Origin of the sequence: Sphingomonas sp. PvP055 (genome assembly GCF_040546365.1) — a bacterium.
In the GTDB taxonomy this organism is placed as follows: domain Bacteria; phylum Pseudomonadota; class Alphaproteobacteria; order Sphingomonadales; family Sphingomonadaceae; genus Sphingomonas; species Sphingomonas echinoides_A.
This window is the reverse complement of sequence record NZ_JBEPNS010000001.1, coordinates 1,683,940-1,704,987: the sequence shown is the minus strand read 5'-3', so window position 1 is coordinate 1,704,987 and position 21,048 is coordinate 1,683,940. Positions and strand designations below refer to the sequence as shown.

21 protein-coding genes, 1 other RNA gene and 1 pseudogene are annotated in these 21,048 nt (G+C 65.9%); 4 read left to right on the top strand and 19 right to left on the bottom strand.

The genetic code is table 11. The features are described from left to right. Positions 1-7: 7 nt before the first annotated feature. The 8 genes from ABIC16_RS08255 to ABIC16_RS08220 all read right to left on the bottom strand — a co-directional run bounded on the left by ABIC16_RS08255 (position 8) and on the right by ABIC16_RS08220 (position 7,255). Positions 8-697 carry an N-acetylmuramoyl-L-alanine amidase gene (locus ABIC16_RS08255; protein WP_354290714.1) on the bottom strand — a complete coding sequence of 230 codons (690 nt, stop codon included), beginning with the start codon at positions 695-697 and terminating at the stop codon, positions 8-10. A 63-nt stretch (positions 698-760) separates the two neighbouring features. Further along, positions 761-1,555 carry a CheR family methyltransferase gene (locus ABIC16_RS08250; protein WP_277970389.1) on the bottom strand — a complete coding sequence of 265 codons (795 nt, stop codon included), beginning with the start codon at positions 1,553-1,555 and terminating at the stop codon, positions 761-763. 66 nt (positions 1,556-1,621) lie between these two features. Continuing rightward, on the bottom strand, positions 1,622-2,686 hold the full coding sequence (gene cheB, locus ABIC16_RS08245) for a chemotaxis-specific protein-glutamate methyltransferase CheB (protein WP_354290713.1): 1,065 nt from the start codon (positions 2,684-2,686) through the stop codon (positions 1,622-1,624). A 120-nt stretch (positions 2,687-2,806) separates the two neighbouring features. Beyond that, complete coding sequence (locus tag ABIC16_RS08240; protein ID WP_277970352.1) at positions 2,807-3,172, bottom strand: response regulator; 366 nt, start codon at positions 3,170-3,172, stop codon at positions 2,807-2,809. An 82-nt stretch (positions 3,173-3,254) separates the two neighbouring features. Then, entirely contained in the window at positions 3,255-3,680 is a 426-nt protein-coding gene (locus ABIC16_RS08235; protein ID WP_277970353.1) for a chemotaxis protein CheW, read from the bottom strand. After that, complete coding sequence (locus ABIC16_RS08230; protein ID WP_354290712.1) at positions 3,680-5,971, bottom strand: chemotaxis protein CheA; 2,292 nt, start codon at positions 5,969-5,971, stop codon at positions 3,680-3,682. The genes ABIC16_RS08235 and ABIC16_RS08230 overlap by 1 nt, the downstream gene beginning before the upstream one ends. A gap of 56 nt (positions 5,972-6,027) precedes the next feature. Beyond that, positions 6,028-6,672 carry a histidine phosphotransferase family protein gene (locus ABIC16_RS08225; protein WP_277970355.1) on the bottom strand — a complete coding sequence of 215 codons (645 nt, stop codon included), beginning with the start codon at positions 6,670-6,672 and terminating at the stop codon, positions 6,028-6,030. 178 nt (positions 6,673-6,850) lie between these two features. Continuing rightward, the gene (locus tag ABIC16_RS08220) at positions 6,851-7,255 is read right to left on the bottom strand and encodes a M67 family metallopeptidase (protein WP_354290711.1); all 405 of its coding nucleotides are present in this window, start codon (positions 7,253-7,255) and stop codon (positions 6,851-6,853) included. 16 nt (positions 7,256-7,271) lie between these two features. Here ABIC16_RS08220 and ABIC16_RS08215 point away from each other — a divergent pair. The 3 genes and pseudogenes from ABIC16_RS08215 (at position 7,272) to mtgA (ending at position 10,006) form a co-directional block, all read left to right on the top strand. Further along, positions 7,272-8,220 (top strand): annotated as a pseudogene (locus tag ABIC16_RS08215) (RluA family pseudouridine synthase). A gap of 54 nt (positions 8,221-8,274) precedes the next feature. Then, on the top strand, positions 8,275-9,180 hold the full coding sequence (gene rpoH / locus ABIC16_RS08210; RefSeq protein ID WP_131529175.1) for an RNA polymerase sigma factor RpoH: 906 nt from the start codon (positions 8,275-8,277) through the stop codon (positions 9,178-9,180). A gap of 151 nt (positions 9,181-9,331) precedes the next feature. Further along, positions 9,332-10,006 carry a monofunctional biosynthetic peptidoglycan transglycosylase gene (gene mtgA / locus ABIC16_RS08205; protein WP_277970390.1) on the top strand — a complete coding sequence of 225 codons (675 nt, stop codon included), beginning with the start codon at positions 9,332-9,334 and terminating at the stop codon, positions 10,004-10,006. 40 nt (positions 10,007-10,046) lie between these two features. On the opposite strand, the gene ABIC16_RS08200 is transcribed toward mtgA, so the two are convergent. The 7 genes from ABIC16_RS08200 to ABIC16_RS08170 form a co-directional block, all read right to left on the bottom strand. After that, positions 10,047-10,370 (bottom strand): YbaB/EbfC family nucleoid-associated protein, encoded by a 324-nt coding sequence (locus ABIC16_RS08200; RefSeq protein WP_131529179.1) that lies wholly within the window; start codon positions 10,368-10,370, stop codon positions 10,047-10,049. Next, complete coding sequence (locus tag ABIC16_RS08195; RefSeq protein WP_354290710.1) at positions 10,367-12,034, bottom strand: DNA polymerase III subunit gamma/tau; 1,668 nt, start codon at positions 12,032-12,034, stop codon at positions 10,367-10,369. The genes ABIC16_RS08200 and ABIC16_RS08195 overlap by 4 nt, the downstream gene beginning before the upstream one ends. A gap of 100 nt (positions 12,035-12,134) precedes the next feature. Then, an RNA gene (gene ffs, locus ABIC16_RS08190) (signal recognition particle sRNA small type) lies at positions 12,135-12,232 on the bottom strand. Between the two features lie 38 nt (positions 12,233-12,270). Next, complete coding sequence (locus ABIC16_RS08185; protein WP_354290709.1) at positions 12,271-12,498, bottom strand: hypothetical protein; 228 nt, start codon at positions 12,496-12,498, stop codon at positions 12,271-12,273. A gap of 45 nt (positions 12,499-12,543) precedes the next feature. Further along, positions 12,544-12,876: a 2Fe-2S iron-sulfur cluster-binding protein gene (locus ABIC16_RS08180; protein ID WP_277970360.1), complete on the bottom strand. Its 333-nt coding sequence runs from the start codon at positions 12,874-12,876 to the stop codon at positions 12,544-12,546. Further along, complete coding sequence (locus ABIC16_RS08175; protein ID WP_354290708.1) at positions 12,873-13,961, bottom strand: cysteine desulfurase family protein; 1,089 nt, start codon at positions 13,959-13,961, stop codon at positions 12,873-12,875. The genes ABIC16_RS08180 and ABIC16_RS08175 overlap by 4 nt, the downstream gene beginning before the upstream one ends. Further along, entirely contained in the window at positions 13,958-15,043 is a 1,086-nt protein-coding gene (locus ABIC16_RS08170) for a cysteine desulfurase family protein (protein ID WP_354292278.1), read from the bottom strand. Before ABIC16_RS08170 ends, ABIC16_RS08175 begins: the two co-directional genes overlap by 4 nt. A 126-nt stretch (positions 15,044-15,169) precedes the next feature. Here ABIC16_RS08170 and ABIC16_RS08165 point away from each other — a divergent pair, with 126 nt between their 5' ends. Then, positions 15,170-15,826 carry an alpha/beta hydrolase gene (locus tag ABIC16_RS08165; RefSeq protein ID WP_131529191.1) on the top strand — a complete coding sequence of 219 codons (657 nt, stop codon included), beginning with the start codon at positions 15,170-15,172 and terminating at the stop codon, positions 15,824-15,826. Between the two features lie 44 nt (positions 15,827-15,870). On the opposite strand, the gene ABIC16_RS08160 is transcribed toward ABIC16_RS08165, so the two are convergent. The 4 genes from ABIC16_RS08160 to ABIC16_RS08145 form a co-directional block, all read right to left on the bottom strand. Further along, entirely contained in the window at positions 15,871-16,503 is a 633-nt protein-coding gene (locus ABIC16_RS08160; RefSeq protein WP_354290707.1) for a glutathione S-transferase family protein, read from the bottom strand. Between the two features lie 291 nt (positions 16,504-16,794). Then, a complete protein-coding gene (recA, locus tag ABIC16_RS08155) occupies positions 16,795-17,895 on the bottom strand; it encodes a recombinase RecA (protein WP_277970363.1) in 1,101 nt (366 codons plus the stop codon). A gap of 249 nt (positions 17,896-18,144) precedes the next feature. Continuing rightward, on the bottom strand, positions 18,145-18,498 hold the full coding sequence (locus tag ABIC16_RS08150) for a response regulator (RefSeq protein WP_277970364.1): 354 nt from the start codon (positions 18,496-18,498) through the stop codon (positions 18,145-18,147). A 38-nt stretch (positions 18,499-18,536) separates the two neighbouring features. After that, the gene (locus ABIC16_RS08145; protein ID WP_277970365.1) at positions 18,537-20,960 is read right to left on the bottom strand and encodes a response regulator; all 2,424 of its coding nucleotides are present in this window, start codon (positions 20,958-20,960) and stop codon (positions 18,537-18,539) included. Positions 20,961-21,048 lie beyond the last annotated feature (88 nt).

Genomic DNA, 21,048 nt, shown 5'->3' with positions numbered 1-21,048 from the left:
GCGCGTCTTAGGCATCCCCGGTGGGTTTTGGCAACAGCAGCGCGAGCAGGATGCTGCGACATTCACCATCGATCTCGCCATCGATCAGTTCCGGACGGAACCGGCGCTGGAAGGCGACGACAGCGGCAAGCTTGTCACTGACATCGTAGCCAAAGCGTTCGAGCGCGACGAGGAACCCCGCGTCGGTCCACATCGGGTCCATCAACCCCTTGGTCGGGCGCGGCAGCGCGAGCCGGAGCTTCGCCAGCCGGTTCCACGGGAACAGCTCGCCCGGATCCTGCTTGCGCGCTGGTGCGATGTCCGAATGGCCGACGACGTTACCCCGGGTAATGCCGTGCCGCGCGGTGATGTCGCCGACCAACTCGACCACCGCGTCGATCTGCTCCTCCATGAAGGGGCGATAGCCGAAGGAATGCCCCGGATTGACGATCTCGATCCCGATGCTGGCGCTATTGACGTCCTCGATCCCGCGCCAGCGCGACTTGCCGGCGTGCCATGCGCGCATGTCCTCGGCGACCATCCGCAGGACCTGGCCATCCTCGGCGACGAGGTAGTGTGCCGACACCTTGGCTTCGGGATCGCGCAGCCGGTCGATCGCTTCCTGCGCGGTCTGCATCCCGGTGTAATGGAGCACGATCAACGACACGGGCAACGAGCGCGTGTCGAAGTTCGGCGATGGTGTCTCGATGATGTTCATGGCGCCTGTCCCCTCCGAGCCCAATTTCAGCTTAAGCACGGGAAGCGGCGCGGCGAAACCCCGTCAGGTGCCGGGACGGACCGCTTCATACAGCCCACGATACCGGGGACTTGGGCGAAACGCCTCGGTTTGGCCGATCACCGTTTCGCCTGCGCCCAACACCAGCAGCCCGCCGGGCCGGACCACCGTCGCGAATTGGTCCAGCACATAGCGGCGGCGTTCCGGGGAAAGGTACAGCAACACGTTGCGGCACAGGATCACGTCGAACTTACCCGCGGGCAACGGATCGCCGACTAAGTTGATTCGCCGGAACGCGATCCGTCGCACCAGCTCGGGCTTGGCGACCCAGTCTTCGCCTTGCTGATCGAACCAGCGCATCATCCGCCGGATCGGCAAGCCGCGCTGGATCTCGAAATGCGAGTAGCGCCCCGCGCGCGCGCGGTTCAGCGCGGCTTCGGACACATCGGTGGCGAGGATGTCGGGGGGCACCGTCTCGCCCGGCACTTCCTGCTCCGCGAACAGCATTGCGAGCGACAGCGGCTCCTGCCCGACGGAACAGCCCGCCGACCAGATCCGGACGCGCCGCTGGCCCTCTTCGGCCCGAAGCACGCCCACCGCCTCGGCGACCAGTTCGATCACGGCCGCATCGCGGAAGAACGAACTTTCCTGATTGAGCAGCGCATCGACGGCCTGATCGGCGATCTCGGGCGATCGCTGGACCGCATTGACCAGGTCATCGAGTGTCGCCAGCTTCAAGTCGCGCAGCAGCGGCGTCAGCGCGGTCTCGATCCGCCATTCGCGCGAGGCGGCCAACTGCTGACCAGTACGCAGTTCGAGCAGCGTGTTGAGCGCTGCCATCACGCCGATACTATGGGATTGCACGAAAGGCATTCGGGTCTGGGTACTTTCTGGCACACGCAAACATCACGCGATATGACGACGATTGGCGATCAACTGGCCGATTTCGGCGGGCGTCATGACCGCGCTGGCATCGCCCGACTTGGCGATCGACCCGGGCATCCCCCAGACGACTGAGCTCTCCCGATCCTGCACGACGATGCTGCCGCCGCGCGCGACGATCGTGCGGGCGCCGTCGGATCCGTCGCGCCCCATGCCGCTGAGCACGATGCCCAGCGCGCGGGCACCAAACACCTCGGCGATGCTGGCGAACATCGGGTCGACCGAGGGCATGCAGCCGCTCCGTACGGGATCGCCATTCAACCGGATCGCGGCACCGTCGGAGGTCCGCACCACCCGCATATGCGCATCGCCCGGCGCGACGATGATCCGCCCCGGCCGGATCCGCATGTGGCCGGTCGCAACGTCGCACGGACGCCCCGCCATCGTCGCGAGTTGCGCGGCGAAATAGGGCATGAACGATGCGGGGAGATGCTGCGTCACCAGAATCGGCAACGAAAAGCTCGACGGCAAACCGGTCAGCACCTGATTGAGCGCATGAATGCCACCGGTCGACGCGCCGATTGCGACGATTTCGAACCCTTTGCCGACGTCTCTAGCGGCCGCCACGGGCGGTTCCGGCGGCGGGACGGGAACGCGCACCTCCTCCACGACCTGCTCGTCGCGCGCGATCAGGCGATCGAGCTTGTCGACCAGTGCGACCGAGAATTTTCCGGCGAAGTCCCCGATGTCGGGTTTGACCAGCGTGTCCGCAGCCCCTTGCGCGAGCGCCTCGATCGTCGCGGCCGCGCCATCGCTTGCGACCGACGAGACGATCAGCACTTTCGCCCCCCGCCCAGCGACGATCAGATCGGGAAGCGCGACCAGACCGGTGACGCCGGGCATCTCGATGTCGAGGACGATGACGTCGACTTGCGACTCCCGCAGGAAACGCAGCGCCGCCGGCGCATTCGGCACGGCACCCGCGACCGCAAACCGCCCGCTCGCCTCGATCGCACGCGAGATCATGGCGCGTGCGACGACCGAGTCATCGACGATCAGGACGGTCGCGGAAGGGTCGCCTTCGGACATGCTGAAACTCGCAAGGGCGCAAGGAAACGAGGCGCCGCCAGTTGGGCGGACGTCTGCTGGCGGGAGATGCATCGGGCCTGCCCGGAATACGCTAGGCGGGACTCGCTGCATCGGTGGGGATCACGCCATGCCGACGATCTGCAATTTGCTTTCCAGCGTTTCGCGATCGAACGGCTTCATGACATATTCGTCGGCACCAGCCTCGATCGCGGCGCGGATATGCGCCATCCCATTCTCGGTCGTGCAGAACACGACCTTGGGGCGCGACGGAATGCTGCTGTCGCGCAGTGCCCGCAGGAAATCCATCCCGCTCATCACCGGCATGTTCCAGTCGAGCAGGATCACGTCCGGGGCGGAGGCAAGACACGCCGTCAGCGCTTCACGTCCGTCCCCCGCCTCGCTCACCTGAAAGTTCAGGGTCTCCAAGATATGGCGTGCGACCTTCCGGATCACTTTCGAATCATCAACGACGAGGCAGGTCTTCATGAAGTCTTCCCATTGGAATGCTTGATCGGATCTTGCCCGATATGCGTAAGCGTCTCGTTAATACTGGCTTTCGAAAGCGATCTTACGCGGCAGCGGCGACCGCGGGAATCAGCGCGCCAAGTTCGATGACGAGGATCGGTTCACCGTCCCGCTCGATGATCCCGCGCCCGACGCGATGCCATCCGTTGTCGAGCATGATCCCGGCGGACAGCGGGGACAGGTCGAACGCGGCGACATCCTCGAGCGCGTCGACCAGCATGGCGTAATGATGCCCGTCGACGATGGTGATCACCGCGCGCATCGCGGTACCGTCGCCCTCGGGCAATCCCAGTGCGGTCTTGGTTTCGATCACGGTGACGACCCGGCTGCGCAACGCGGCCAGGCCACGAACGTGGCGTTCGCTGCGCGGGACCGGAACGATTGCCCCGATGTCGACGACCGACTCGACGTGCGAGGATTCGATCGCGACCGTCCGGCCGGCGATCTGCGCGATGAGGAACAAAGGCATCAGCGCCCTCCTGCCGATTTGGCGAGCGCGGCCAGCAAGCCAGGGCGATCGTACCGGAAAATACTGCCGTCGACGGCACTGCCTTCCGCATCGCGGCGCAGGCGAACCACCGGGGCGGCGTGCGAGGGCGACGCGGCGTCGCCATCCATCGTGACGATCACGCCCGCCACTTCGCCGGGTCGAAGCGCCGTCGTCACGCGGTAGCCGGCGGCTTCCAGCACGGGGCGGAGGAACGTCGTCAGCCACGCGGTATCCGCGCCCTCGAGCAGGCACAGCGGGGCATCCGCTGCCGCGTTGGGATCGGCATGGGTGGAGAACAGCCAGTGCAGGTCGATGACCTCGATCTGCTCGCCATCGATCGACACGACGCCTGCGATCGGGCCGCTGTCGTGCGCGGGGACCAGCGTGTCGGGCAACTCCACGATGTCGAGGGCCTCGCCGATCGCATATCCCAACTCGACCGAACCGTCGCGGAGCCGCAGCACCGACACGCTCGCTTTGCCCTCCCACATGCCGAGGGCCACCAGCGGAATGATCGCGCCATCGACCGAAAGGCGCAATCGTCCCGCGGCATGCCGGATCGCGCCGACGGGCACGGGTTCGACCCGGTCGATCACCGACAGCGGGACGATCCTGCGCACGCCGTCCAGATCGTCGAACAGCAACGCCTGCACGCCGGGCGCGGATGGCTCGGCGTCGTCCTCCGGGACGATTTCGCGCGTAAACACCAGCCCGGCAAGCTGGGCGATCCCCGCGCAATCGAGCATCAGCATCGGCAGGCCGCTGTCGGGCAGCGTCTGGCCGGCATAGATGTTGGTCGCCATCACCAATGGGGCCGCTGGCTTGATGACCAGTTCCTCGTGATCCAGCACGGTATCGACCGCGAGCGCATACGATCCGCCCGATGCGCCGACGATCACCAGCATCGCCGGTTCGCGCCGCCCGAAGCCGAGCAGATCCCCGAGATCCACCAGCGGCATCCGGCGATCCCGCACGGTCGCCATCAGCGTATCGCCAAGCTGGTCGATCCGGATCGAGCCTGCGCCGACCCGGACGATTTCCTCGATCGTCTGCCGGGAAATCGCGAAGCGCTGATCGCGCACTCCGACGCCGATCGTCGCCATGATCGACAACGTGAGCGGCACGTGGATTGAAATGCGCAGCCCCTTGCCGGGGGTGTTGGCCAGTTCGATCCGGCCGCCGATCTGTTCGACGTTGGCCCGCACGACGTCCATGCCGACGCCGCGCCCGGAAATTCCGGTGACGACTTCCTTGGTCGACAGTCCGGGCTCGAACACCATGTTGAGCAGCGCTTGCTCGCTCATCGCGCGCAAAGCGCTTTCGCTGCGCAAGCCCACGGCAAGGACCTTTTCGCGCAGGCGACCGGTATCGATCCCGCGCCCGTCATCGGCGATCTCGATCACGATCTGGTTCCCGGACTGGCGCGCCGAGACGCTCAGCCAACCGGAATCGCGCTTGCCCGCACTGCGCCGCCCGGCGGGGCCTTCGAGACCGTGATCGATCGAATTGCGGATGAGGTGCACCAAGGGATCGCGCATCATCTCGATCATCTCGCGATCGAGCTCGACGTCGCTGCCCTCGATGTGCAGCGTCACCGACTTGCCCAGCTCCGCCGCCGTATCGCGCACCATCCGCGGCAGTGCGGAGAAGAGCGCCTCGATCTTCTGCATGCGCGTCCGCGTGACGGTGTCGCGCATTTCGGCGACGGTCAGCGACAGTCGCTCCAGCGCAGCCTCGATCGTCGGGTCGACACCTTCATCGCGCAACCGTCGCGCCAGTTCGTTGCGCGCGAGCACCATGTCCGACATGCCGCTCATCATCCGATCGAGCAGGTCGACGTTCAGCCGGACGCTGCGCGTCGGCGCGCGCATGACGGGGGCGACGCTGGTGACGATCGCTTCCGAACCGGCGTCGAGCGCCGAGATCAACAGGTCCTCGCCCGTGTCGTCGAGCGCGTGGCCTGCATCGATCGCCTCGACGATCTCGCCGACGCGGTCGACGATCGCAAGGACGGCGTTGACCAGCCGCGTGTCCGGCGTGCGTTCGCCCGACCGGACCGCCGCCAGCACGTCTTCTGCAGCATGACTCAACCGGGCAAGACGCGGCAGGTCGAGGAAGCCGCAGCTCCCCTTTACCGTATGGACGAAGCGGAAGATCGCATCGAGCCGCTCACGGTCGGCAGGGGCGGATTCCCACGCCACGATCTCCCCCGACAGCGCTTCGAGCGTCTCGCGGGTCTCGGCAATGAATTCCTGTAACAGATCGTCCATGGGTCCCCACCGTTACGGCACGGGCCTGCATGGCGTCCCATTGGTTAAGGCACGGTTTAAGCAGCCTTGAAAGCGACGCCGAAGACGAGGATGGCGTCGTCCGGCGGCGAGATCTGCACGATGCCCCCGCCCTCGGCGACGAGCGCATGAACGAGATGCGCTGCGGCAGCGCGCGGGGTAAGCGTCGCGTCGCCGCTCGTCCCCGTCAACGCAGCGCGCATTTCGGCATCCAGCACGATCCGCTGGCCCGCCGCGCGCACGACGATCTCGACCTGACCGTCGGTGCTTTCCGCCCCGACGTCGAGCTGCCCGCCGCGCACCAGCGCATCGCCGGCGATCAGCGCGAGGTTAAGCAGCACCTTGATCGCGGGCTTGGGGAGGGTCGCGTCCTCGACCAGCCAGCCGAGCTTAACCTTATGCCCTTCGCCGAACAGCCCCTCGATCGCCGCGCGGGCTTCGCGCGAATCGACCGATTCGCCGAAGCCGCCCGCCGCGCCGAACGCGAGCCGGAAGAACTTCAGCTTGTTCGCGGATGCCTTCGCGCTGTCCGCCAGCAACTCCAGGCAGCGTGCGCGCATTTCCGGGTCATGTTCGTCGGCGAGCAGCTCCAGCCCGTTGTTGAGCGCGCCCACGGGGCTGAGCAGATCGTGGCACAGCCGCGAACAGAGCAGGCTGGCGAAATCGGTCGGGCTAATGGTCAACGCTTGGGCTCCAACTTTACGCAGTGTTTGGCGCAGCACGCGCGCGGCTGCAAGCAGCACATCGGCGGCGCCTTAACCAGATTGCGCACGAATGTCGCCCCCATCCGATGCTGTCTCGATCAATGCGTCATGAGGTGCCACCGCGGTCGATCGTCATCCTCCGTCGGGTTTGGGCGGGTCAGACGACGTTCAGCGTCACCGCGTCGAACGCCGTAGCGCCGCCCTTCCCTGGCAGCGCGCGCCAGCCGCCAAGGGTATCGCCAGCGACGATCAGCCAGATCTTCCCGTCGGCCGCCGCACGCGCTGCGTCGGTTGCCGACGGTCTGACGTCTCCGCTCGGATGCGAATGCCAATAGCCGATCACCGCGGGTCCACCGTTGCGCTCCGCGCGCAATGCCGCGAACAGCGCCACGGGATCGATTTCGAACGTCCGCCGCGGCTCGGGAGCGACGTTCGCGCAGAACGCTATGTCCTCGACCCGCTCCGACGTCCCGAAAACCAGCCCGCACACCTCGATATCGGGGGTCGCTTTTGCCGCGACGCACAATCTGTCCCGCAGTGCGCTTGAAATTTTCACCGTCATTCCCAGATTCTACGACATGGACCGGGGGGTTTCCACCATTGAAGCGCGGATCGCGGACGAAGCTGGCCTTCGGCTCGACCGTGCGCTTGCGGACGCGCTGCCGACGATCTCGCGCGAACGGCTCAAGGCGTTGATCTCCACTGGTCAGGTAACCGACGAAGCCGGCACGCTGCGCCGCGACCCCGCCAGCAAGGCGATGCCGGGCGGACTGTACCGGATCCTCGTTCCCGACCCCACCCCCGCGCAACAACGAAGCGCAGGATATCGCGCTGACGGTAGTGTATGAGGACGAACATCTGATCGTCATCGACAAGCAAGCCGGACTGGTCGTGCATCCCGCTGCGGGCAATCTTGACGGGACGCTGGTCAACGCGTTGCTTCATCATTGCGGTGGGAGCCTTTCCGGGATCGGCGGGGTCGCGCGGCCGGGGATCGTGCACAGGATCGACAAGGACACCTCCGGGCTGATGGTCGCGGCGAAGACGGATCGCGCGCACGTCGGCCTCGCCAAGCAGTTTGCGGCGCATTCGATCGATCGTCGCTACAAGGCGATCGTCTCGGGGCGCCCCGCCCCGCCCGCCGGATCGGTCGATGCGCCGCTCGCGCGGTCGCCGCAGAACCGCAAGAAGATTGCGATCGTCCAAGGCGGCAAGCGCGCCGTGACGCATTACAGCACGCTCGAACGCTTGCGCGAAGCGGCGCTGGTCGAGTGCCGGCTGGAGACAGGCCGAACGCACCAGGTGCGCGTTCATATGGCGTCGCTGGGGCATCCCTTGCTAGGCGACCCGGTTTACGGTAGAACAAAGCAAGCTCACAAGCGGGATCTGGAAACCTTGGGTTTCCGCCGACAGGCGTTGCACGCCGCCCGTTTGGGGTTCATTCATCCGATCAAATGTATCGCTTTGGCGTTTGATAGCGAAATGCCTGCCGACATGCAGGAACTGTTCGATACATTGCTAGTATAGGTGTAGGCCGCCGCGCCGTGCGCGCAACCGGCCTGTGACAAGGGAGATACGACCATGGCAGCCCGCAGCAACGTCCCCGCGACGATCCCCGCCCTTGGCGGAGAGGCGAGCCTGAACCGCTACCTGTCCGAGATCAAGAAATTCCCGATCCTCGCGCCCGAGCAGGAATATATGCTCGCCAAACGGTTCGAGGAACACGGCGATACCGATGCCGCCGCGCAGCTGGTGACCTCGCATCTCCGCCTCGTGGCGAAGATCGCGATGGGCTATCGCGGTTATGGCCTACCGGTCAGCGAGTTGATCTCGGAGGGCAATATCGGCCTGATGCAGGGCGTGAAGAAGTTCGAGGCCGACCGCGGCTTCCGTCTTGCGACCTATGCGATGTGGTGGATCCGCGCATCGATCCAGGAATTCATCTTGCGCTCGTGGAGCCTCGTCAAGATGGGCACCACCGCGGCGCAGAAGAAGCTGTTCTTCAACCTGCGGCGGATGAAGTCCAAGCTCGATGCGTTCGAGGATGGCGATCTTTCGCCGGAGCATCTCGCCAAGATCGCCAAGGACTTGGGCGTCACCGAGGCCGAAGTCACCAGCATGAACCGTCGCATGGCGATGGGCGGCGACACGTCGCTCAACGTGCCGATGCGCGAAGACGGCGAAGGCCAGTGGCAGGACTGGCTGCAGGACGATTCCCCCTTGCAGGACACGGTCGTGGCAGAGGCACAGGAAGCCGACGTCCGTCACGACATGCTGACCGCCGCGATGGACGATTTGAACGAGCGCGAGAAGTTCATCCTGACCGAACGCCGCCTGACCGACGAGCCCAAGACGCTCGAAGAACTCAGCCAGGTTTATGGCGTGTCGCGCGAACGCGTCCGCCAGATTGAGGTTCGCGCGTTCGAAAAGCTGCAAAAGGCAATGATGCGGATTGCGGGCGACAAGCGGATGCTCGTCGCGGCGTAATCGCTTGATCGGATCGGCGCGCTGGACAGCGCCGATCCGATCCTCCTAGAGCGGTGGTATGGCCCGCCGAAAGACGACGACTTCTTCCAACACACGCGGCGGCAGCCGTCGCGCGCCCGCACGGCGCTCGGACGGCTCCGGCGGTGGCGCGATCCGCCGCATTTTCGGCTGGGTGATCAAGGGCGTCCTCGCGTTCGTCGTGCTTTCGCTCGTCGTGGTTGGCCTGTACCGGTTCGTCCCTCCGCCGATCACGCTGACAATGGTCGGTGATGCGCTGGCCGGGCATGGGATCGACAAATCCTGGATGCCGCTGTCGCGGATCGACCCCAACATGGCGCGCGCCGCAATTGCCGGTGAAGATTCGCGCTTTTGTTCGCACAATGGCTTCGACATGCGCGCGATCGAAACAGCCTACGCCCGCAATGCGCGGGGCGGGCGGATCCGCGGCGGGTCGACGATCAGCCAGCAGACCGCGAAGAACGTGTTCCTGATCCAGGGCGGTGGCTATGCGCGCAAGGCGCTCGAAGCATATTTCACGCTGCTGATCGAGACGATCTGGGGCAAGCGCCGGATCATGGAAGTCTATCTCAACGTCGCGGAGACGGGGATCGGCACTTACGGCGTCAACGCTGGCGCGCAACGCTATTTCGGGCATGACGCATCGCATTTGACGCCCGGCGAGGCCGGTCGGATGGCGGCGGTGTTCCCGCAGCCCAAGAAACGCGCGGCGATTGCGCCGAGTGGTTTCACCCGGCGCCACGGCAACGCGATCACGCGCCGGGTGGGCGTGGTCCGCAACGACGGACTGGATTCCTGCCTGCGGTAGCTCGGCGTGTACCGGGCGGGATCAACCCGCCCGGATCTGCTTAGAACGGCAGCTTGAAGCCCGGGGGAAGCGGGATGCCGCTGGTCATCTTCGCCATTTCGGCACCCGATGCGGCGTCGGCCTTCGCCTTGGCGTCGTTGAACGCGGCAACTACCAGATCCTCGAGCATCTGCTTCTCGCTCGGCTGCAACAGCGACTCGTCGATCGTGATCCCGATGATCCGGCCCTTGGCCGATGCCTGAACCTTGACCAGACCGCCGCCGGCAGCGCCCTCGACCTCGATCTTGTCGAGCCCGTCCTGCGCCTTCGCCAGTTCGTTCTGGACGTTCTGCGCCATCGCCATGATGTCTTCGATACTGTTCATGCACTCTTGCTCCGTTGGGCCGCCAGCAGGCGGTCGATTTCGCTTTCGGGAAGGCTTGCGTCGGGGAACGCTTCAAGCGCCGCAACGATCACCGGGGTCGCCAGAATTTCGGCCTTGAACGCCTCGCGGCGTGCGGCTTCGGCTTCACGCAGCGTCGGCGCACCTACGGTCGGTGCTGACGAGATCCGCCACATGCGCCCGGTGATCTGCTTGAGCGTGGCCCCGAGCTCGGCTAGCAGGTCGCTTGGCAACGGCCGCGAGGAACTCACTACCATTTCGACGTCGACGATGCTGATCAGGCTGACGTGATGCACGACGCGCGACGCCAACGCGAGCTCGCCGGCATTTTCCAGCACGGTGACGATCGCGGCGATCGACTGCGGGATCGCCGCCGCCACAGGTTCGCTCGCCGCGGGCGGAGGTGCCACAGGCGCCACGGCGACCGGCGGCGCGCCGTTCTGGATCATCCGCGCAAGCTCGCCGGGGTCGGGCAGCGTCGAGGCATGGACGAGCCGCAACAGCGCCATCTCGCATGCCTCGATCGGCAGCGCAGCGCGACCGACTTCCTCATGCCCCTTGAGCAGCAACTGCCACAAGCGATGCAGAGCGGCGAATGACAGGCTTGCGGCCCATGTCTCTAACGCCCCGCGTTCTTCCGTCGCCTGCCCCGGTTCCACGGCGGCGCCCAGCTTCACCAGCGTCGTCGCATGGACGGTCTCGAGCAATCCGCGCAGCACGCCGAGCGGATCGACGCCGAGGTCATATTGCCGCCGCAGCGCCGCCAGCGCGCCAAGCGCATCGCCCGCGAGCAGCAACGCCATCATGTCGCGGATCGCGCCGCGGTCGGACAGGCCGAGCATGTCGCGCACCGCCGCGGCGTTGACCTGCCCCCCCTCCATGTCGGCGTGGGCGATCGCCTGGTCTAGGATCGACAGTCCGTCGCGCGCCGACCCTTCGGCAGCCCGCGCGATCAGCCCGAGCGCCTCGGGTTCCGCCGAAACGCCCTCCGCCTCGACGACGCGCGCAAAATGGTCGGCAAGCTTTTCGGCGGGGATCCGGCGCAGGTCAAACCGTTGGCAGCGCGACAGCACCGTGACCGGGACCTTGTTGACCTCGGTGGTCGCGAGCACGAACTTCACGCCCTCGGCGGGCTCCTCCAGCGTCTTGAGCAACGCGTTGAACGCGTTCTTCGAGAGCATGTGGACTTCGTCGATGATGTAGATCTTGTAGCGCGCGACGAACGCGGTCATCCGCGACGCGTCGATCACCGCGCGCATGTCGTCCACGCCGGTATGGCTCGCCGCGTCCATCTCGATCACGTCAATGTGACGCCCCTCGGCAATCCCGACGCACGGTTCGCAGACCCCGCACGGGTCGATCGTCGGGCCACCCTTCCCGTCCGGCCCGATGCAGTTGAGCGCCTTCGCCAGCAAGCGTGCGGTCGACGTCTTGCCGACGCCGCGGACCCCGGTGAGGAGAAACGCATGCGCGAGGCGTTGTCGGCGAATCGCATTGCCAAGCGTCGTCACCATCGCGTCCTGGCCGATCAGTTCGCCGAAGGTCTGCGGACGGTATTTGCGGGCCAGGACCCGATACGCGTCCTTGGACGTTGCTTGGGGCGGCGCGCCCAGGTCGAAGCCGGGAGGATCGATGGAGTCGGACATTGCCGTCTATCTAGAGCGGCATCGCGCGTGATGTAAGAGCCAGCTTTGGGGGCGGCGGCAGCGGATGGTCTGAAGACTTGGCGCGCTGCGATCGCGCTGGCGCGGTGGGAGCCGGAACGACCCGCGGCGAAATCGTTGTGGCTGCTGCCTTCCGGCCCTGACCAAGTTGGCGACGACCACGTCCGCCCGACTCCCGCGGTGCATATGGCGGGGTCGGGCGGCGGGATCAAGAGTGCTTAGCGGCGAACCGTCCGGCAAATGCGAACACCGCGATGGTTGCGATACTCCATGCGGCACACCCGGCGCGTGCGATAGGCCGGACGATGGCGCTCGGTATGGACGGTCCGGGTCACGACGCGGTCATGCCGATCGTGCCGGTCCTGACGCATCTGGGCACCCGCGGCGGTCGGCGCGAGCGCGCTTGCGGCGATGAGGCCAGCCGACAGCAAAGCGATGAATTTCATGGGGTATCTCCTCCGTGCAGCCTGAATGGCACGGAAGCGAAATGATCAGCGCCGCTGCATGTTCCGTGACTCGGGCGGGATTGCGACGGTGAGAGCGGCCATGTCGGCGTCCAGCACGATCTGGCAGGCCAGCCGGCTGGTCCGTGTCGCGCCCGTCGCAAGATCGAGCATGTCTTCCTCTTCCGCGCTGGCAGGGGGCAGACGCGCAAAGTCGGCGGCCGCGACGATGACGTGGCAGGTCGAGCACGCCATCTGCCCCTCGCACGTCCCCTCGAGCGGTTGCCCTGCCGCTTGCGCGACTTCGAGCAGTCGGTCGCCTGCCGCTCCCGCGACTTCGCAGACCTTACCGTCGCGCTCGACGAACCGTACTCGGATCATGCCGCGATCCTTTGCGATTCGGCCATTGCGGCGATCCGGTCGATCGCTGCACACAGTTCGTCGGCCTGAGTGTAGCGACCGAATCCGATCCGGATGCTCGACCGCGCCTGGGCATCGCGCAACCCGATCGCACGGAGCACATGGCTCGACCGGCCCGATCCGCTGGCGCAAGCCGACCCCGCGGAGAACGCGACATCGCGGAGCGACGACATCAGCCGCGCAACGTCCAGTCCGTCCCGGCGGACGTTGAGATTGCCGTGGTAGCGTGGTTCCTGGGCACCGTTCACGATCCATCCTTCCAGGCGATCAAGCGCGCGCCGCGACAGGTCGGCGACGTGGGCCGCATCGGCGACGCGCCGTTCCGCCATCAGCCGTGCCGCCATGCCGAAACCGGCACAGAGCGCCGGCGACAAAGTCCCCGATCGGCCAAGCGTTTCCTGCCCCCCGCCGTAGAGCAGCGGCGCGAGATGGACGCCATCGCGGACCCATAACGCGCCGATCCCCTTTGGCCCATGGATCTTGTGCGCCGAAACCGCGATCAGATCGCAGTTCGGCGGGATCTGCACACGACCGTACCCCTGGACCGCATCGCACAGGAAAAGCGCCCCGGCTGCTTTCGCAATTTCGGCAAGTGCGGCGATCGGCTGGATCACGCCGATCTCGTTGTTGACCAGCATCGCCGCAACCAGCCCGGTTCCCGGTGCGATCGCCGCGCGGGCGGTCTCCAGATCCACCAGCCCGTCCGGTCCGACCGGCAAGACCGTCACGGTCCGCCCCTGCGCTGCCATCGCGGCGCAGGTATCGAGCACCGCAGCATGTTCGGTCGCGAGCGTCACGATCGGCCCATCGGTTCGCTGGATCGCCCAGTTGAGCGCCTCGGTCGCACCGCTGGTGAAGGCGACGTGTCCACCCGTACCGAACAGGGAAGCCACGTGATCCCGCGCGACCTCGACGGCTGCTTTGGCCTTGCGGCCCGCTACGTGCGGCGAATGCGGATTGGCGTGATGGTCGCGCAGCCAAGGCAGCATCGCGTCAAATGCTTCCGGCGCGAGCGGCGTCGTCGCCTGATAATCGAGATAGGTCATGCCGCCCCCAACAGGTCGTTGCCACGAATCGACCGCATGATTGTACGCCATTCACGCACGAAGCGGTCGATGTCGGATGCGGTCGTGGTGCGCCCGAAACTGACGCGAACGACCTCGCGCGCGGCTTCTGCGTCCCACCCCATTGCCCCCAGCACGTGGCTCGGTTTCATGCTGCCCGAGGAACATGCGCTTCCGGCGGACACCGCGATGCCCGCCATGTCGAACCGGATCAACTGCGTCGCGGCGGCCAGCCCCGGCATCCGGTACGATCCGATCGCGGGATGCCGGTCAGCGCCGATCGCGACGACCTCGCCACCCGATCGTGTGATCGCATCGTCGAGCCGGACCCGCAACGCCGCCATCGCCGCAAGGTCTTCAGGTTCCGCCAGCGCGGCGGCATAGCCGACGGCCGCGGGTACGTTCTCGGTCCCGCCGCGATACCCGCGTTCCTGTCCGCCGGTCGGCGCAAGGCTTGCGAGATCGCGCACGAGCAACGCTCCGATCCCCGGCGGACCACCGCGCTTATGCGCGGACAGCGCGACGAAATTCGCCTGCGCGATCCCGTCCGGATCCGCCCCGGGCGGCATTTGCGCGGCATCGACCAGCAGCAGGCCCCCTGCCCGCCGGACGATCTCCGCGATCGCGCCGAGCGGCTGTCGGACGCCGGTCTCGCTATTGGCGTATTGAACACAGACCAGTGCGGGGTCGCCATCCAGCGCCGCCGCAAGCGCCGCCAGATCGATCCGTCCCAGCGAGTCGACCGCGACGACCTTTGCACCCGGTGCCGCACGAATCACGGCGTCATGCTCGACCGAAGACATCAGCCGTCGCGGCACCGTCGCGCGGTGGAGCGCGATTGCCAAGGCTTCGCTCGCGCCGCTGGTGAACAGCAGCTCGCCGTCCCAGCGATAGGCTTTCGCGACGTCGCGGCGGGCCTGTTCGAGCATGGCGCGCGCCGCGCGGCCCTCGGCATGTGGCGACGACGGGTTGGCCCAGGCCTCCATCGCGTGCGCCATCGCGTCGCGCGCCACCGCGAGAATCGGGGTCGTCGCGGCATGGTCGAGATAGAGGCGATCGGGCATCATTGGCATCGGGATTCGGGACTCGCTGCAATCATTGCGCAGACGTGCGCCATCATTGTATAGCGCACAACTCTTCGCGCGGCCCATCGGGGCGCGCTTCCCCGCTCTTCCTTGTCAGCAGGTCCGATGCCAGAAGTCATTTTTCCCGGCCCAGACGGTCGTCTCGAAGGCCGTTTCGCTCCCGCATCGCGCCCCCGCGCGCCCGTTGCGATGATCCTTCACCCCCATCCGCAGGCGGGTGGCACGATGAACAACCACATCGTGATGGAGCTCTACAAGACCTTCCAGCGCCGCGGCTTCGCGACCCTGCGCTTCAATTTCCGCGGCGTCGGCAAGAGCCAGGGCACGTTCGACAACGGCGTCGGCGAATTGTCCGATGCGGCGAGCGCGCTGGACTGGGTCCAGAGCTTTCACCCCGAGGCGCAAACGACCTGGATCGCCGGGGTCAGCTTCGGCGCCTGGATCGGAATGCAGCTGCTGATGCGCCGTCCTGAAATCCGCGGTTTCATCTCGGTTGCGCCGCCCGCGAACATGTACGATTTCACCTTCCTGGCCCCCTGCCCGGCGAGCGGAATCATCATCCAGGGCGAAGCGGATGAAGTGGCGACTCCGGCGGCGACCCAGAAGCTGGTCGACAAGCTGCGGACGCAGAAGCACATCACGATCCACCACGACACGATTCCCAAGGCCAACCATTTCTTCGAACATGAAATGCCGCAGCTGATGGGGTCGGTGGACAAGTATCTCGACATGCGGCTCGACCCGAACTCGCCGATCCGCTGACGTATTCCGCCTTCCCCGCGATTGCGCGGGGAAGGCGGATGCTTTCAGGCGTAGGCGTAGGGCCCGCCCTTGGCGAGCGCCGCCTGATAGGCTGGCCGTGCGTGAATGCGATCGAGCCATGCTATCGTCGCCGGGCGCGACTCGTCCAGCCCCGCGCGGCTGCGCGCCGCTTCGAGCGGGAAGCTCATCATGACGTCGGCCGCGGTGAACGAGTCCCCGGTGAACCACGGGCGGCTGGCAAGCTCGCTCTCGACATAATCGAGGTGAACGTCGATCATCGGCTGGACGCGCTTTGCCGCCGTTTTTCCAACCACCGGGATCCGGTTCATCACCAGCAGCAACAGCAGCGGCGGCATCATCGATCCCTCGGCATAGTGCAGATATTGCCGATACCGCAGCGTCGCGTCGCGGTGCGCGGGCGGCCCCATTCTTCCGTCCGCCAGCTCGACGATGTAATCGACGATTGCCCCCGTCTCGATCACCACCTGACCAGCGGCGGTATCCTGCAGTACGGGGGACTTGCCGAGCGGATGGATCTTCTTGAGTTCCGGCGGGGCAAGCATCGTGGTCTTGTCCCGCTCGTAGCGAACGATGTCATACGGCAAGCCGAGTTCCTCGAGCAGCCACAGGATGCGCTGCGAACGGGAATTCTCGAGATGATGGACGATGAGCGACATTGGCTTCTCCTGTCGGCCTTCAACCGGCACGATACGAGTGAAATGCCCCGGACGACTACAAGGGTCCGGCGATCGTACGCAATTTCAGGTCGGTCGGCGATTCTGGTGGCGAGCGCTGCGGTCGGGACCGGACGCGCCGGACCATTGATCCCAAAACCATGAAAGGCCCGCCCTTGCAGGCGGGCCTTCCCAAGGTGTTCGACGGCAAGATCAGCCGTCCCGTAAAAGGGAGCGCGACGCGCACGTCGCGCTCCAGCCCCCCGGCCATCACCGCACGACTGGGGAATACCCTCACATCTCTTCGTCGCCGTCCATGTCCTCGGGTTCGGGGCCCGCCATCATTTCCTCGGCAACCTTGTCGGTCCGCGATCGGATCGCCTTTTCGAGGCGATCGCTCATCTCGACATTGTTCTTCAGGAAGGTCTTGGCGTTCTCGCGCCCCTGCCCGATGCGGACGCTGTCGTAGGAGAACCACGCGCCCGATTTCTCGACCAGTCCCGCCTTGACGCCAAGGTCGAGAATTTCCCCGATCTTGGAAACGCCCTGACCGTACATGATGTCGAATTCGACCTGCTTGAACGGTGGCGCGACCTTGTTCTTGACGACCTTGACGCGCGTGGCGTTGCCGATGATCTCCTCGCGATCCTTGATCTGCCCGGTGCGACGGATGTCGAGGCGGACCGAGGCGTAGAATTTCAGCGCGTTGCCGCCCGTCGTCGTCTCGGGGTTGCCATACATGACGCCGATTTTCATGCGGAGCTGGTTGATGAAGATCACCATGCAGCGCGACCGGCTGATCGAACCGGTCAGCTTGCGCAGAGACTGCGACATCAGACGCGCTTGCAAGCCGACGTGGCTGTCGCCCATCTCGCCCTCGATCTCGGCGCGCGGCACCAGGGCCGCAACCGAGTCGACGACGAGTACGTCGATCGCGTTCGACCGCACCAGCGTGTCGACGATCTCGAGCGCCTGCTCACCCGTATCGGGCTGCGACACGATCAGCTCGTCGATGTTGACGCCCAGCTTCTTGGCATAGACGGGATCGAGTGCGTGCTCGGCATCGACGAATGCGGCGGTGCCGCCCGTCTTCTGCGCTTCTGCGATGACGTGGAGCGCGAGCGTGGTTTTGCCGGAGCTTTCCGGGCCGTAGATCTCGATCACGCGGCCGCGCGGCAATCCGCCCACGCCAAGCGCGATGTCGAGACCGAGCGAGCCGGTCGAGATGACCTCGACCTGCATCGTCTGCTTCGACCCGAGCTTCATCGCCGAGCCCTTGCCGAACGCGCGATCGATCTGCGCCAGCGCAGCTTCGAGTGCCTTGGCGCGCTCTGCGCTCGCCTTATCCGTGGATGCCGCCATTTTGCTGTCGATCACTTTCAACGAAACCGCCATTGGAGCCTCCCGCTAGACCGAACGCCCATCGCGTTCAATGCATGGTGGCTATGTACTATGTTTGTTCACATAGAACAAGGGGCGAACACCAATTGACGCAAATCGGCGCTGGTTATGGTCTGACATTGCGCACAAGGACGCTCGATCACCGACGGTTATGGCGGACTGGTTGTCGCTTTCACGCTGAAAATACGCCGCTGCCCGGACCGCTCGAAGGTCCGTCGGCAAACGTCGCGTTTTAAGAAGGTGTCAGGCGAGCGCGTCGAGCGCCTTGGCGACTCCGTCCATCGTGAACGGCTTCGAGAGTGTCGGACGGTCCGCCCAGGCGTCGCCGACGCTGTCGTGCGATCCGCCGGTCGCGAAGACGAACGGAATGTTGCGCGCCGCCAGCGCTTCGGCGATCGGGAAGCTCTTCTCACCGCCCCGCAGATTGACATCGAGGATAGCAGCATCGATCCCGCCCGCGTCGACCAGCTGCAGTGCCGATCCGACACTGTCTGCGCTGCCGGCGAGCGATTTGCCCAGAACGTCGAGGAAATCCTCGATCATCATGGCGATCAGGGGCTCGTCCTCGACGACGAGAATGGACTGTGGAGAACTCATCCCATCGCCTCTAGTGCAGCGCGAGGAGCCGCGCTATCTCATTTTGTTCCTAACACCGCGCGCGTCGCCTCCGCAAGCTCCTGTACGGAAAAGGGTTTTGCGAGAAACGAAACGTTATCCAAATTAATCGACTTGCGCAGCGTCTCCTCGGCGTAGCCCGACATGAAGAGAATCGGCAGGTCGGGATATTGCGCGCGGGCATGCCGGACCATCGTCGGGCCGTCCATCAGCGGCATCATCACATCTGAGATCAACAGGTCAGGGCGCGGATTGTCCGCAAGCAGCTCGAGCGCGGCTTCGCCATTCTCGGCGGTCAGCACGGTATAGCCCTGTCGGCTGAGCGCGCGTTCGGCGACCGCGCGGACCATGTCCTCGTCCTCGACCAGCAGGATCGTGCCCGTTCCCCACAGGTCGACCGGCTTCTCGCGCGGGAGGACGCGTTGCGGGACCGGCTCGTTCAGCGCGCCTTCGGTATAGACCGGCAAATAGATCGTGAAGATCGCCCCATGCGCGGCCCGGCCGGGAGTCATCGGACCGGCATCCTTGCGATTGTCGGCGAAGATATAACCGCCCGACTGTTTGACGATGCCGTACACCGTCGACAGCCCGAGCCCGGTACCCTTGCCGACTTCCTTGGTGGTGAAGAACGGCTCGAAGATCTTGGGCAGGATTTCGGGCGGGATCCCCCCGCCGGTATCGCCGATTTCCAGCACCGAATAGTCGGCGGGCGGTAGGATGTCCGACCCAAGCTTGCGCACGTCCGCAGCGGTGACCGCATAGGTCTGGATCGACAAGGTGCCCGCGCCGCGCGGATCGTGCGTCATCATCGCATCCCGCGCGTTAACCGCGAGGTTGACCACGACCTGTTCGAGCTGCCCGGGATCGGCACGAACCGGGCTCAGATTGCGCCCGTGCTTGACCGTCAGCGTCACGGTTTCGCCCAACAGGCGCTTGAGCAGGTTCGACACTTCGGAAATGACGTCGGGCAGTTGCAGCACCTGCGGGCGCAGCGTCTGCTGGCGCGAGAAGGCGAGCAACTGGCGCGTCAGGCTGGCCGCGCGGTTCGAGTTGGCGCGGATCTGCTGGATGTCGTCATAATCACTGTCGCCCGGCGAATGGCGCATCAGCATCAGGTCACAATGCCCGATGATCGCGGTCAGGATATTGTTGAAGTCGTGCGCGACGCCGCCGGCGAGCTGCCCCACGGCCTGCATCTTGGTCGCTTGCGCGACCTCGCGCTTCAACCGGGTTTCCTCGCTATTGTCCTTCAGGCTCAGCAACACCGCGGCATCGCCCAGTCCGCGCGCCCCTGCGATCGACAGCGCGACCGGCTCGTCGGGATGATCCTTCAAGCGGACCGCAAGATCGGTCGAGTGCGTCGCACCCCCGGCGAAGCGGCGGATCGCATCCGCGACGACACCCTTGTCCTCGCGGACCAGCAAGTCCCCCGGATATAACGGCGGGCTGAGCGAATCGACCGCGGCGGCACGCGCAAACGCGTCGTTCATCTGGAGGAAGCGCCCGTCCGCGCCGATCAGCGCCACGCCGAACGGCATCAGCGCGACCAGGCTCTTGATGTGTGCGCCCGCGCTTTCGCCGATCGCGGGATGGCTACCGTCCTCCTCGTCGATCAAGGCGACGAGCATCGGGGCGTCCTCCCCATCCAGGAACGGAATCTGCAGCACGCGCAGCGGATTGCTCGTCATCCCCTCGCGTTCGAACCGCGCCATGCCGTGCGCGTCGGTAATCAGGAAGCGCGCGAAGTCCCGCCCCAGAATGTCGCCCTCACCCTCGCCCATCGCCCGCACGCGCAGCACGCGGTTGGCGGAGCGGATGCGACCGTCCGGGTTGATCAACGCCGCCATGATCCCCGCGCTGCCGAGCCGGTCGCCAGTCGGTCCAGACAGCAGCGTCTCCATCGTCCGCGCGAGGTCCAGCCCCTCGTTTCCGCGGAACCGCCAGACCAGCAGATTGCCGTCCTCCCCCGCGCGCGCCACGTCCGCGGTCAGCACCGTGCCGTGGACGACGAGGCGGTCGGTCCCCGCCGACCCGTCGCGCCATGCGGCGCGGCCGGCAGCGCTCAGCCGTTCGACCCCGCTTGCATCGAACGGCAAGCCGGGCGGGGTTGGAAACCCCAGGAAGATCGCTTCATAGCGATCGTTCGCGCAGACCAGTCGGCCTGCCCGGTCGGTCACCGCAATCGCGTCGGAACTGCTCTCGGCCAGCGCGCGGGCTATGCTCCAGTCGGGTTCGCTTGCGACGACGGTCGGTGACCGGAACAGCTGCCGGTACACCACCAGCGCCCCCCCGAGGACGAGCGTGGTCGCGAGGAACGTCCCGGCGAGCGGGATGCTGCCGACGACGCCCAGAATGACCAGCGCCGCGGCCAGACCGAACCCGCCCGCGATCAGCAGCGCGGAGCGGGCGGGCATATCGGTGGTCGATCTGGGTACGCGTGCCATGGGACCTCGTGTCGAAGCGTCAGGACTGGAGCAGGACGCACCACCGGTCGTTCAACCGGCGCTGCCCCCTCGTCCATCCGCACGCGTG

Excerpts from the sequence above, each read along its gene's own strand:
- ABIC16_RS08235 (WP_277970353.1), bottom strand. The coding sequence starts at position 3,680 with ATGCCTTTGTTCCTCATCGCGCAGATCGCCGGCCGGACGGTCGCGATC.
- ABIC16_RS08175 (WP_354290708.1), bottom strand. The coding sequence starts at position 13,961 with ATGACCTATCTCGATTATCAGGCGACGACGCCGCTCGCGCCGGAAGCA.
- ABIC16_RS08145 (WP_277970365.1), bottom strand. The coding sequence starts at position 20,960 with ATGGCACGCGTACCCAGATCGACCACCGATATGCCCGCCCGCTCCGCG.
- ABIC16_RS08165 (WP_131529191.1), top strand. The coding sequence starts at position 15,170 with ATGCCAGAAGTCATTTTTCCCGGCCCAGACGGTCGTCTCGAAGGCCGT.
- ABIC16_RS08170 (WP_354292278.1), bottom strand. The coding sequence starts at position 15,043 with ATGCCCGATCGCCTCTATCTCGACCATGCCGCGACGACCCCGATTCTC.
- ABIC16_RS08150 (WP_277970364.1), bottom strand. The coding sequence starts at position 18,498 with ATGAGTTCTCCACAGTCCATTCTCGTCGTCGAGGACGAGCCCCTGATC.
- ABIC16_RS08180 (WP_277970360.1), bottom strand. The coding sequence starts at position 12,876 with ATGATCCGAGTACGGTTCGTCGAGCGCGACGGTAAGGTCTGCGAAGTC.
- ABIC16_RS08195 (WP_354290710.1), bottom strand. The coding sequence starts at position 12,034 with ATGTCCGACTCCATCGATCCTCCCGGCTTCGACCTGGGCGCGCCGCCC.
- ABIC16_RS08230 (WP_354290712.1), bottom strand. The coding sequence starts at position 5,971 with ATGGACGATCTGTTACAGGAATTCATTGCCGAGACCCGCGAGACGCTC.
- cheB (WP_354290713.1), bottom strand. The coding sequence starts at position 2,686 with ATGTCCGAAGGCGACCCTTCCGCGACCGTCCTGATCGTCGATGACTCG.
- ABIC16_RS08240 (WP_277970352.1), bottom strand. The coding sequence starts at position 3,172 with ATGAAGACCTGCCTCGTCGTTGATGATTCGAAAGTGATCCGGAAGGTC.
- recA (WP_277970363.1), bottom strand. The coding sequence starts at position 17,895 with ATGGCGGTTTCGTTGAAAGTGATCGACAGCAAAATGGCGGCATCCACG.
- ABIC16_RS08160 (WP_354290707.1), bottom strand. The coding sequence starts at position 16,503 with ATGTCGCTCATCGTCCATCATCTCGAGAATTCCCGTTCGCAGCGCATC.
- ABIC16_RS08255 (WP_354290714.1), bottom strand. The coding sequence starts at position 697 with ATGAACATCATCGAGACACCATCGCCGAACTTCGACACGCGCTCGTTG.
- ABIC16_RS08200 (WP_131529179.1), bottom strand. The coding sequence starts at position 10,370 with ATGAACAGTATCGAAGACATCATGGCGATGGCGCAGAACGTCCAGAAC.
- ABIC16_RS08220 (WP_354290711.1), bottom strand. The coding sequence starts at position 7,255 with ATGACGGTGAAAATTTCAAGCGCACTGCGGGACAGATTGTGCGTCGCG.
- rpoH (WP_131529175.1), top strand. The coding sequence starts at position 8,275 with ATGGCAGCCCGCAGCAACGTCCCCGCGACGATCCCCGCCCTTGGCGGA.
- ABIC16_RS08185 (WP_354290709.1), bottom strand. The coding sequence starts at position 12,498 with ATGAAATTCATCGCTTTGCTGTCGGCTGGCCTCATCGCCGCAAGCGCG.
- ABIC16_RS08250 (WP_277970389.1), bottom strand. The coding sequence starts at position 1,555 with ATGGCAGCGCTCAACACGCTGCTCGAACTGCGTACTGGTCAGCAGTTG.